The organism is Streptosporangium sp. NPDC049248, assembly GCF_040678965.1.
In the GTDB taxonomy this organism is placed as follows: Bacteria; Actinomycetota; Actinomycetes; order Streptosporangiales; family Streptosporangiaceae; genus Streptosporangium; species Streptosporangium fukuiense.
In genome coordinates this window covers 36,923-48,652 of record NZ_JBFAQY010000036.1, presented here as the reverse complement: position 1 = coordinate 48,652, position 11,730 = coordinate 36,923, and the positions used below count along the sequence as shown (strand labels likewise).

Below are 11,730 nucleotides of genomic sequence, written 5' to 3'. Positions count from 1 at the left end.
CGAAGGTCTTCAAGGACATCGGGCACCGCCGGGGGTCGGCTCGAAGGGGACATGGAAGGAGGATCAGCCGTAGATGCCGCTGCCGCAGGCGACCTGGCCGCCGATCATGGCGAAGACTCCCAGCAGGGCCATGATCTGGGAGAAGTCGTCCGTGGTGAACTCGGTGTGCCGGGGGCCCACCGCCCGCACACCGGGAATGAGCGCGCATCCGGCCGCGATGGCCGTGGAGTTCCACTCGACGCCGAGGGTGAACGGCGGCTCGGGGGCGCAGAGGCGGAAGTCGGCCACCCGGTCGAGCGCGCGGGCGGTGGCCTCGCGGATGCGGGCCTGGGCGACGGCGGGCGGCAGGAGTTCGGCGGCGAACCTGTCGATCCCCTTCTTGACCGCGACGGTCTCCACGTCACCGAGCAGTTCCCTGGCCTCCTCGCAGACCGCCTCGTCCCCGGTCACCAGGACCACCGGCACGCCGAGCGTCCCGGCGAAGGAGGCGACGAGGCGGGTCTCGCCGCAGACCTCGCCGTTGAGGTGGACGTTCTGGATCTCCCTGCCCATCCAGGTGTGGTTGAGGACGCCGTGCTGGACACCGGCCCGCGCGTGGTAGCCGACGAAGCAGGCCGCCCGGTGGCTCGCGTCGAGTCCCTGCCCCATCCGCAGCGGCTTGCCGGGACCGCGGAGCAGGGTCGCCCGCTCGTCGAGCAGGTCGATCCTGAGGTTCTTGGTCGAACCGTGCGCGTCGTTGACGCGTACCGCGGTGGCGCCCGCGTCGAACGCCCCCTCGATGACCGCGTTGGCGTCGCCGGTCATCAGCTCGCAGCCGCGCTCGTAGCCCCGCCCCCCGGCCTGCATCTCCTCGGGGTCGGTCAGGCCGGTGACACCCTCCATGTCGACCGAGACGTACACCTTCACGCCGTCCCCCACGTCTCGACGCGCCGCGCCTCGTCCTCGGTCATGAAACCGATCTCCCCATCCATGAAGTCGTGAACCTGCTTGCGCCACGCTTCGGGAATCTCCGCGATCGCCGGCCGGTAGCAGCGGTCCAGCCAGGCGGTGGAGGACTCGGTCGCGCGCAGGTACCCGGCCGCCGCGCCGAAGACGGTGTCCTCGATGCCGGGCACCCTGGCGCAGCCGTACTCGATCATCTCCTGGCCGCCGTACGGCGGCGGCTGCTGCCACCTGCGGGCGACCGGGCGGCCCGCGGTGATCGTGGTGCGGAGCGGGCGACGCTCGACGGCGGCCTGGATGAGCTCCTTGTACAGGCACTTGCCGCAGGTCCCGCAGGGGCCGTTCACCCCGCGCAGGCACCAGCGGACCTGCTCACGCAGTTCGGAACCGAGGGCGAGCCGCATCGTGACGGCCTCGCTCACCCCGCCCACCGGGAGCACGATGTGCAGACCGGCCGCGGCGAACGCCCGCCCCCAGGCGCCGTGCGGCGCCCACATCGGGTTGTCGGGTGTGTAGCGGAGCAGGTAGCGGTCGCCTCCCAGCCAGCGCGAGCCCAGCTCGTAGCCGAAGGCCAGGCCCCCCAGGTCGAGCTCGTCCGCCAGCAGCAGCGCGCCGGCGGCGACCGCGTGGTGCTCGGGGTAACCGGGGCGCGGCTCGGCGAGCGTGAACTCCAGGTCGGAGCGGACGACGGTCAGCTCGCGCCCGGTCCTGGCGGCCAGCGCGGCCAGCACGTCGGAGCGGTAGTGGGTCCACCGGTTGGGCACCCGCGGGTGGGAGACCCGCTGGAAGTGCACGAAGGGCGCGTCGGGCAGCATCGCGGCCACCGCGACCGAGTCCGCCCCGCCGCTGTAGGAGATCGCCAGCCTGTCACCCGACCGCGCCCGTCCCCCTTCGGGGCCGGCCTCGATCCCCCAGCCGTCGCCGATCGCCCCCGCGAGCTCCGGTGAGATCGGCCGGTCGAAGGTGACGCGGCGCCGGGTCCACGGCGCGACCACGGTCCACGCGGCGAGGGCGAGCAGGTCGGGGTGGATGTCACGCGGGGCTCGCGGCAGCTCGACCCGGAACGAGTTCGTGGCCAGCTTCAGCGGCTGGCCGTCGGCGCAGCGGCCGGTGACGTCGTCCTCGGAGTCCAGCCGGAACGACAGGTGCCAGGTGCCGTCGTCCGCGCTCCAGGTCACTCTCACGCGGTGCCCCCGGCGGTCCTGTCCGGAATGCTCCCGCGCTCCCCGGAACCCGCGGCGCGGTCCACGGCCTGCCAGAGCAGCACCTCGTTCTGCAGGACCCCGTCCAGCGCGACCGCGGTCTCCTGGGCCAGCCGGTGGGCGTCGTCCCAGCGTCCGGCCCGCGCGGGGTCGAGAGCGACCCCGGCCACCCGCGCGCGGAGCTCGACGACCTCCGCGCGCAGCGAGGTGACCTCCCTGGCCAGCGTCTGGACCTCCCAGAGCGCGTCCTTGACGTCCTGCCGGTGATCCGCCCTGGAGATGTACCGGGAATCGAACCAGCCGAGGACCGCCCGCCGCAGCGGAGCGGGCACCAGCGCACGCTTCACCAACCGCACCATAATCCGGCACGATACCGGCAATTTTTCATCACCCATCACCGATCCCGGCAAGCCGGATGAGTGCCTCAGCGGCCGGTGAACTCGGCCTTCGACCTCTCGGAGAAGGCGCGCATGCCGATCCCGGCGTCGGCGGTGGCGAACATGCCGGAGAACTGCAGGCGCTCGATCTCCAGGCCGGTGTCCAGGTCGGTCTCCAGGCCGTGGTCGACCGCCTGCTTGGCGGCGCGCAGCGCCAGGGCCGGCCCCCCGGCGAACTGGGCCGCGTACGCGAGGGCCTCGGTGTGAACGTCGTCGTCGGGGACCACCCGGTCCACCAGGCCGATGGCCAGCGCCTCGTCGGCGGCCACATGGCGTCCGGTGAAGATGAGGTCCTTGGCCTTGGCCGGGCCGATGAGCCTGGGCAGCCGCTGGGTGCCCCCCGCGCCGGGGATGATGCCGAGCAGGACCTCGGGCTGGCCCAGCTTGGCCGACTCTCCCGCGATCCTGATGTCGGCGCACAGGGCCAGCTCGCAGCCGCCACCGAGCGCGTAGCCGGTCACGGCCGCGACGACGGGCTTACCGATTCTCGCGACGGCGGTGAAGCAGTCCTGCAGGGTCCGCGAGTGGACCGCCATGTCCGCGTACGACATGTCGGCCATCTCCTTGATGTCGGCCCCGGCCGCGAAGACCCGTCCCCCGTAGAGGACCACGGCGCTCACGTCCCCGTCGGCGTCCACCTGCCGGGCGCACTCGGCGATCTCCAGCTGGACCTGCCGGTTGAGCGCGTTCATCTTCGGCCGGTCGAGCCTGATCGTCGCGACCCCGTCGGCCTTCTCCACCCGCACGAACTCACCCATGGACGTCCCTCCGTCAAGATTCACAACGCGACCGGTCCGGTGCCGGTCGCGCCGTGATCCAACATAGAGCGCCGCTCAGTTGACGGGCATGGCCAGGTCCCTGCTCCCCGCCGCGCTCCCCGCCGCACTCGCCGCGACGCGCTCTTCCGCCCGCCTCGACGGCCCGGCGATCACCCTGCGGTAGATCGCCTCGTACGCGCGGGCCATCGTCTCCAGCCCGAAGAAACGCTCCGCCCGGGAGCGGCAGGCGTGCGGGTCGAGCACGTCGGCCGCCTCGATGGCGGCGGAGAGCTCCGCGGGGGTGCCGCGGATGAATCCGGTGACCCCGTCCACGACCACCTCGGGCACCGCGCCCCTGCCCAGGGCGACCACGGGCGTGCCGCAGGCCATGGCCTCGATCATCACCATCCCGAACGGCTCCTCCCAGACGACCGGGAAGACCAGACATCTGGCCGCGGCCAGCAGTTCGCGTTTGCGGGCGGTGTCGGCCTCGCCGACGTATTCGGCGTCGGGACCCAGGCGTGGCCCGACGTGGGCGTCGAAGTAGTCGTGCTCGGTCTTCTCTGTGAGCTTGCCGGCCAGCAGGATGCGCCGCCCGGCCGCGCGAGCGGCGTCGATGGCCAGGTGGGCGCCCTTGTCCTCGCTGAACCTGCCCAGCCAGAGCGTCCAGTCCTCCTTGCGTTCCCTGAAGGGGAACGCCTCGACGTCGACGGCGTTGTGGACGACCCCCGCCCAGTTCAGGTCGGGGGCGATGCGCCGCTGGGCCTCGGAGATGGCGACCATGGACATGCCCGCGCCGAGCACCCGGTAGTACTCGCCGTACTCGCCCCCCACCTCGCCGTGGCAGGTGATCACGGTCGGCGCGGCCTGCGCGGGCGCGGTCAGCGGGCCGGCCAGGGAGTGGTCGTGGATCACGTCCACGACGAGCTTCGAGCTCATCGCGTACGCCCTGGCGGCGTGCAGGACCTCGGGCAGCGCCTCGCCGATCCGCTCGGACGGCGCCCGCCCGTAGGTGGCCAGGAAACGCGCCGGCGTCCCGGCCGTGCCCGCCCCGATCATCGTGACGTCGTGCCCGCGCCGGGTCAGCCCGGCGACGAGGCCCGCCACCATCGACTCGATGCCCCCGTAGCCGCTGGGCGGTACGTCGTACCAGGGCGGCGCGACCATCAGGATGCGCATGCCGTTGGACCACCCCGGGACAGCTCTGGAAGAAACCATGGCGACCTCACCTGGAGAGAGACGAAGGAAACGGTCAGTGCACCTGCCTCAGGGCGGCGGTCAGCGGCCTGCGCGGCGCGTTGATCAGGGTGATCCCGTCCGGCAGCCCGCTGATGGTGGCCCCGGACGCGCCGACGTCGATCGTGACCCTGGCTCCCGCGAGCGGCAGTCCCTGGATCCGCAGGCCCTCCAGCCCGACGGGATCCAGCCACACCCGCCCGTAGGGAACCCACGGCTCGAAGCGCAGCAGACTCCTGACCAGCTGGATGGGGCTCGCCGCGGCCCACGCCTGCGGGGAGCAGGAGGTGGGGTACGGCACGGGCCAGGTGAACTCGGCCCGGTCGAACCCGCAGAACAGCTCGGGCAGCCGCCAGCCGAACGCCTCGGCCGCGTCCAGCAGGCCGTAGGCGATCCGCTGCGCGTCCCGGGTGAAGCCGTAGCGCATCAGCCCGGACGCGATCAGGGCGTTGTCGTGCGGCCAGACCGAGCCGTTGTGGTAGCTCATCGGGTTGTAGGCGCCCATGGTGGAGGCGAGGGTCCGCACCCCGTACCCGGTGAACATCTCCGGCGAGAGCAGCCGCTCGGCGACCTGTGCCGCCCGGTCCTCGTCGACGATGCCGGCCCACAGGCAGTGCCCCATGTTCGAGGCGAGACTGTCGATGGCGCGCCCGGCGCCGTCGAGACCGACGGCGTAGTAGCCCCGGTCCGGCAGCCAGAAGCGCTCGTTGAAGGCGTCCCTGATCCGGCTCGCGCGGGCCGCCCACTGTTCCTCCAGAGCCGTGTCGCCGACCTCGTGGGCGAAGTGGGCGCGGGCGATGTAGGCGGCGTAGACGTAGCCCTGGACCTCCGCCAGGGCGATGGGCGGGCGGGCCAGGGTGCCGTCGGCGAAGTTGATGCCGTCAAAGGAGTCCTTCCATCCCTGGTTGACCAGTCCGTGGTCGGTCTTGCGCCGGTAGGACAGGAACGGGTCGGCGCACCTGTTGATCCAGTCGAGGGCGGCGTCGGCGTGCGGCATGAGTTCCTCGACGGCCTCCCTGTGCATGCCCCACCGGCGCAGCTCGCCCAGGACCATCACGAACAGCGGGGTCGAGTCCACCGAGCCGTAGTAGGCGCGGCCGGCCTGCGGCGAGGCGCCGACCTGGGTCCCGAAGCGGAGCTCGTGCAGGATCTTGCCCGGCTCCTCCTCGGTGAGCGGGTCGTCGACGGTGCCCTGGAGCCTGGCCAGGCGGCGCAGGGTGCCCAGCGCCAGGCACTGGTCCATCTGCAGCGCCATCCACGAGGTCAGCAGCGAGTCGCGGCCGAACAGGGTCATGAACCACGGCGCGCCCGCGGCGATGGTCGGCGGCTCGTCCGGCCTGTCGGACTCGAAGAGCCGGAGCGCGCCGAGATCCTCCTTGGAGCGTTCCAGCGCCTTCGACAGGAGGCGGTCGGAGGTGACGACGACCGGGCTGAGGCGCTCCCAGTCGGCCCGGCGCCTGGCGGGCTCCGCGTTCTCCAGGGGACAGCGCGTGGAGAACCAGGCCGGTGACTCCTCGCCCTCCAGGATCGGGTTGACCTGCAGGCTGACGGTCCACTCACCCCGGGCGGGCACCACGACCCTGAAGATGAGCATGCCCGGCACGGCGAACGGCGACGGTTCGGCCACCACCCTGGTGCCGCGCGAGCGGCAGGTGGAGATGATCAGCAACCCCGACCTGTCAGCGGTCATCTCCACGTCGGCCACGTGCCTGACCCGGCCCGCCTTCACCTCGAACAGGTCCGCCACATCGGAGGCCACGTGGATGTCGACGACGCATCCGGCGGGCTCGTCGGCCAGGTTGCGCAGGGTCACGTCCTCGCGGAGGCCGCCGCCGACGTAGCGGTCCCTGATCACGAGCAGGCTGCTCTCGGCCCGACCCGGACGAGGGCCGGTCCTGCCGAGGAACGTCGCGTGGTACGGCTCGGCCGGCAGCACCCTGAGAGGCTCCACCCCCGTCTCGTCCACCCTGAGCTCCCAGCGCGAGAGCAGCCGGGTGTCGGCGTGGTAGACGCCCTGCGCCCCGCCGGGCCGGATGTCGCCGTTGCGCGCGCACACGCAGAAGGAGCCACCCTCGACCAGGGTGACCGTGGTGTCGCCCAGCGGGCCCGGCTGGCCCTCGAACGTCCATGCGTTCAATGCTCACTCCAGCCTGTGCGATATGTCGGCTATCAAGCCATTCCCGAATAAAAGGAGAGGGAACTAGACAAAAGGGGTCCATTGTCACGTTTTGCCCGATAAAAGAGCTTTTGTCCGACTCTGCTTGATATTTCGCCCCCGCGCACCATCGGCCACCCACCCGCCTGTTGCGACAAAAACCGCAAAGAACCGGCTCTGTCACATCGGTTGGAGTCACAACCGGGAAGATCCTGGCACGCCGGAAGGTAAACCGATAGTAGTCATTTCATTACCTAGAGTGACTAGCGACAGGAGGATGCCGTGACAGGCATCGACCGGCGAGGATTCGCCAGGCTGGCAGGGCTGGGCGCGGTGGGGGCCATGGCCCCCGCGGTCCCGGCCGCCGTCTCGCTCACCGGCCCGGCCCCCACCGGCCCCCGGCGGGAGCCGCGTGACGGAGAGCGCTGGGACACCTGCCTGAAGGTGGCACGGGATCTGCTGCTGATCGACGAGAACGGCGCGGACCTCAAACTCGAATACCTCAGGGTGCTGATCGACAAAGGTCTGCCCAGGACCCGCAGCCCGAAGAGGATCCTGGTCGTCGGCGCCGGGATCTCCGGGCTGGTGACCGCCACGCTGCTGAAGCGGGCCGGGCACCGGGTCACCGTCATCGAGGCCAACGGCAACCGGATCGGCGGCCGGATCAAGACCTTCCGTACCGGTTTCGCCGACCGGCGGCAGTACGCCGAGGCGGGGGCGATGCGCATCCCCGACTTCCACCCGCTCACCCTCGCGCTGATCGACAAGCTCGGCATCTCCCGCCGCCTGTTCTACAACGTCGACGTGCGGCCCGGCGACGCGGCGAGCGGACCGACACCGCCGGTCGTCTACACCTCGCGCCGCGGACCGGTCTGGCGCTCCGGGCCGTCCCGCGGGGAGTTCACCGCACCGCGGCGGGCGAACCACACCTGGATCCGGGTCAACGGCATCTCGCAACGGCGCGACGAGTACGCCAGGGACCCGCGAAAGATCAACGCCTCGTTCGGGCTCAGGGACGACAGGACCGCGGGAAGGATCCTGGACGAGGCGCTGGATCCGGTCAGGGACTACTTCTCCGTCGTCCGCGGCTCCGAGCGGGTCGACAAGCCGCTGCCCGAGCTGATCGAGGGCTGGGCCCGCGTGCTGTACGACTTCGACGACCACTCCATGAACCGCTTCCTCCGGGAGCACGCCAGGTTGAGCGACGCGGCCGTCGACGCCATCGGCACCATCGAGAACCTGACCTCCCGGCTGCCGCTGTCGTTCATGCACACCTTCCTCACCCGGAGCCTGGTCAACCCGTCGGCGACCTACTGGGAGATGGCCGGAGGCAGCCGGGAGCTGCCCTACCGGCTGGAACCCGGGCTGCGCGGGAACATCCGGATGGACCGCCGGGCCGTGCGGATCCGGCACACCGCCCGGGGGGTGCGCGTGGAGACGGTCACCGAGACGGGCAGCACCGAGTCCGTCTCCCGGCCCCAGGGCAGGGGTGAGACGTTCGAGGGAGATCTCGCGATCATCACGATCCCGTTCTCCGCGCTGCGCCACGTGGAGATCACCCCGGCTCTGCCGTACCCGAAGCGGCGCGCGGTGATCGAGCTGCACTACGACTCCGCGACCAAGGTGCTGCTGGAGTTCCGCAGGCGCTGGTGGGAGTTCGACGAGCGAGACTGGAAGCGCGAGCTGGGCCCCCGCTACCGCCCTGGGCCCGCGAGCCACGTGACGGGCGGCGGCTCGGTCACCGACAACGCCAACAGGTTCGTCTACTTCCCCTCGCACCCGGTGCGCGGCAGCGAGGGCGGGGTCGTGCTGGCCAGCTACGCGTGGGCCGACGACGCCTCCCGGTGGGACTCCATGGACGACGCCGAGCGCTACGGCCACGCGCTGCGCGGACTTCAGGAGGTGCACGGGGAGCGCATCGCCGACTTCTACACCGGCCACGGCCAGACCCAGAGCTGGCTGCGCAACCGCTACGCCTTCGGCGAGGCCGCGGTCTTCACCCCCGGCCAGATGACCGAGATCCACCCCGCCATCACCGCACCCGTCGGGCGGCTGCACTTCGCGGGCGAGCACACCTCGCTCAAGCACTCCTGGATCGAGGGCGCCCTGGAGTCGGCCGTCCGCGCGGCCCTGGAGGCCAACGCCTGACGCCGCCGTCCACCCGGCGTGTCCACCCGGCGCGCGCCGGGTGGACACGCGCTCAACGGAGGGTGCCGTTGGTCATGCCGACGGGCTCCTCGGGCACCGCGACCAGGCCGAGCTCCGCGGGCGACGCCACCAGGGAGTGGTCGGGAACGATCCGGACCGTGTAGCCGAACGGGCCGGTGCGCTCCAGGGGGATGGTCCCGCCGAAGACGGCCCTGCCGTCGTCGCCCACGTTCTCGACCGTCAGGTCGGCGTAGGCGGGCGCGACCAGGTCGTCGTGGTCCCCGACCCGTCCGTAGGCCGCCTGGACCCGGATGTCACCGGGCTCCAGCTCGCCGAGGGCGACGGTGGCCTTCAGCCCCAGGGACGATCCGAGCTCGGGGGTGTCGCCGAGACCCGCGGCCTCCACATGCTCGACCCGCACACCCGGCCAGGCCCTGCCGACCCTGAGCTTCCACGCCGCGAAGCTCCTCGCCTGCTCGTACCCGTCGCCGGACAGGGCGCGCGCGGAGGAGGCCGCGGGGGCGTAGAGACCCACCACGTAGTCGCGGAGCATCCGCCCGGCGAGCACCTTGGGACCGAGCGAGGTAAGGGTGTGCCTGACCATCTCCAGCCAGCGCCGGGGCAGGCCGTCCGCGCGGTCGTAGAACCGGTCGGCCACCTCGTGCTCGATCAGGTCGTAGAGGGCGGTGGCCTCCAGCTCGTCGCGACGGTCGGGGTCGGCGACGCCGTCGGCGGTGGGGATGGCCCAGCCGTTGGTGCCGTCGTACCACTCGTCCCACCAGCCGTCGCGGATGGACAGGTTGAGCCCGCCGTTGAGCGCCGCCTTCATGCCGGACGTGCCGCACGCCTCCAGCGGGCGGAGCGGGTTGTTCATCCACACGTCGCAGCCCTGGACGAGCAGCTGCCCCAGGGCCATGTCGTAGTCGGGCAGGAAGACGATGCGGTGCCGCACGTCCTCCGCGTCGGCGAACTTCACGATCTGCTGGATGAGCTTCTTGCCGCCCTCGTCGGCCGGGTGCGCCTTGCCCGCGATCACGATCTGGACCGGCTTGACCGGGTCGAGCAGCAGCGCCCGGAGCCTTTCGGGGTCGGACAGCATCAGGGTGAGCCGCTTGTACGAGGGCACCCTGCGGGCGAAGCCGATGGTCAGCACCTCGGGGTCGAGGGCCTCGTCGATCCAGCCGAGCTCGGGCGGGGAGGCGCCCCGGTTGAGCCACGACTGGCGGAGCCGGGCGCGGGCCGCCCTGACCAGCCTCTCGCGCAGCCTCCCCCGGATGCCCCAGACGTCGCCGTCGGAGATCTTGGTGATGCTCTCCCAGCCCTGGGCCTGCTCGACCAGCGTGGGCAGCTCCTGACCGGCCAGCTCCATGATCTCGCGGCCCACCCAGGTGGGCGCGTGCACGCCGTTGGTGATGAACCCGATCGGGACCTCGTCGGCGTCGAAGCCGGGCCAGAGCCACTGGAACATCTCCCGGCTCACGGCGCCGTGCAGTTCGGAGACGCCGTTGACGCGCTGGGCCAGCCGCATGCCCATCGCGGCCATGTTGAACTTGCCCGGCTCGTCCTCGGCGCCGAGCGCGAGGATGCGGTCGGTCGGGACCGTGGGCCACGCGTTGTCGCCGCCGAACTGGCGGGCGATCATCTCCGTGGGGAAGCGGTCGATCCCGGCGGGCACCGGGGTGTGCGTGGTGAAGACGGTGCCGGCCCGCACCGCCTCCAGCGCCTCGTCGAAGGAGAGCCTGGCCTCGGTGAGTTCGCGGATGCGCTCCAGACCGAGGAAGCCGGCGTGCCCCTCGTTGGTGTGGAACACCTCGGGCTCGGCGTGCCCGGTGACCCGGCAGTAGGCCCGGATGGCGCGGACGCCGCCGACGCCGAGCAGCAGTTCCTGGAGCAGGCGGTGGTCGGTGCCGCCGCCGTACAGGCGGTCGGTGACGTCACGGGCCGCGGTGTCGTTCTCGGCCACGTCGGAGTCGAGCAGCAGCAGCGGCACCCTGCCGACCTGGAGCACCCAGACCTGGGCGTGCAGCGTGCGCTGTTCGGGAAGGCTGAGCTTGATCCGTACCGGGGTGCCGTCCTGCTCCTTGAGCAGGGTCAGCGGCAGGCCGCCCGGATCGAGGGAGGGGTAGTGCTCAAGCTGCCAGCCCTCGGGCGAGAGGGACTGGGTGAAGTAGCCGTGCCGGTAGAGCAGGCCGACGGCCAGGATGGGCACGCCGAGGTCGCTGGCCGCCTTGAGGTGGTCGCCGGCGAGGATGCCGAGCCCGCCGGAGTACTGCGGCAGCGCGGCGGCGATGCCGTACTCGGGTGAGAAGTAGGCGATGCTCCGGGGAGCGTCGGGGATGGTCTGGTACCAGCGGGGAGCGGTCATGTATTCGCGGAGATCGTCGGCCGCGTCGGCCAGCCGCCGCAGGAAGCGGCGGTCGGCGGCGAGCTCGCGGAGCCTGTCGGCCTCCACGGCACCCAGCAGGGCGACGGGATCGTACCCGACACGCCCCCAGATCGCCGGATCGACCTCGCCGAACAGGTCCAATGTCTCCGGGTGCCACGACCAGCGCAAATTCAGCACGAGCTCCCCGAGGGGTGCCAGCTCGGGGGGCAGGACGGTGCGGACGGTAAACCTGCGAATAGCTCTCACGGTGCCAGACCCTAGTTACTCAGCGCCACGAGGGCGACTCAAACACTCACGCGTCTCCCCCTCACCGCTATCAATCTCCCCCAAACACATCAAAGGCAGGTGATCGACTGTTAGGACAACTCGCCGAAGAGTAAGAGGTCCCGCACTCTATCCACCGGCACGCATGAAGATGGACTATTAGGGCACCGGACATACGAGCCAGAATGCGCTGCCCTCGGAA

General features: G+C 71.2%; 8 protein-coding genes. 1 reads left to right on the top strand and 7 read right to left on the bottom strand.

Annotation, left to right across the window (positions count from 1 at the left end):
- Positions 1-63: 63 nt before the first annotated feature.
- From AB0K21_RS39725 to AB0K21_RS39700, 6 genes are all read right to left on the bottom strand, one after another.
- Positions 64-906, bottom strand: coding sequence for a M55 family metallopeptidase (locus AB0K21_RS39725; RefSeq protein ID WP_343972882.1), 843 nt, complete (start codon positions 904-906; stop codon positions 64-66).
- Positions 903-2,126: a DUF6395 domain-containing protein gene (locus tag AB0K21_RS39720; RefSeq protein WP_364157549.1), complete on the bottom strand. Its 1,224-nt coding sequence runs from the start codon at positions 2,124-2,126 to the stop codon at positions 903-905. Before AB0K21_RS39720 ends, AB0K21_RS39725 begins: the two co-directional genes overlap by 4 nt.
- Positions 2,123-2,491, bottom strand: a complete 369-nt coding sequence (locus AB0K21_RS39715; RefSeq protein WP_343972888.1) for a hypothetical protein — start codon at positions 2,489-2,491, stop codon at positions 2,123-2,125. The genes AB0K21_RS39720 and AB0K21_RS39715 overlap by 4 nt, the downstream gene beginning before the upstream one ends.
- Positions 2,492-2,568: 77 nt before the next feature.
- Positions 2,569-3,339: an enoyl-CoA hydratase-related protein gene (locus AB0K21_RS39710; RefSeq protein WP_343972891.1), complete on the bottom strand. Its 771-nt coding sequence runs from the start codon at positions 3,337-3,339 to the stop codon at positions 2,569-2,571.
- A 75-nt stretch (positions 3,340-3,414) separates the two neighbouring features.
- Positions 3,415-4,518 (bottom strand): glycosyltransferase family 4 protein, encoded by a 1,104-nt coding sequence (locus tag AB0K21_RS39705; protein ID WP_364157545.1) that lies wholly within the window; start codon positions 4,516-4,518, stop codon positions 3,415-3,417.
- Positions 4,519-4,591: 73 nt separating this feature from the next.
- Positions 4,592-6,712 carry a glycogen debranching N-terminal domain-containing protein gene (locus AB0K21_RS39700; RefSeq protein WP_364157542.1) on the bottom strand — a complete coding sequence of 707 codons (2,121 nt, stop codon included), beginning with the start codon at positions 6,710-6,712 and terminating at the stop codon, positions 4,592-4,594.
- Between the two features lie 300 nt (positions 6,713-7,012).
- Here AB0K21_RS39700 and AB0K21_RS39695 point away from each other — a divergent pair, with 300 nt between their 5' ends.
- Positions 7,013-8,878, top strand: coding sequence for an NAD(P)/FAD-dependent oxidoreductase (locus AB0K21_RS39695; protein WP_364157539.1), 1,866 nt, complete (start codon positions 7,013-7,015; stop codon positions 8,876-8,878).
- A 52-nt stretch (positions 8,879-8,930) separates the two neighbouring features.
- Here AB0K21_RS39695 and glgP read toward each other — a convergent pair whose 3' ends face one another.
- On the bottom strand, positions 8,931-11,510 hold the full coding sequence (gene glgP / locus AB0K21_RS39690) for an alpha-glucan family phosphorylase (RefSeq protein WP_364157536.1): 2,580 nt from the start codon (positions 11,508-11,510) through the stop codon (positions 8,931-8,933).
- Positions 11,511-11,730 lie beyond the last annotated feature (220 nt).

Coding starts and splice junctions, on each gene's coding strand:
- AB0K21_RS39710 (WP_343972891.1), bottom strand. CDS start 3,339: ATGGGTGAGTTCGTGCGGGTGGAGAAGGCCGACGGGGTCGCGACGATC.
- AB0K21_RS39705 (WP_364157545.1), bottom strand. CDS start 4,518: ATGCGCATCCTGATGGTCGCGCCGCCCTGGTACGACGTACCGCCCAGC.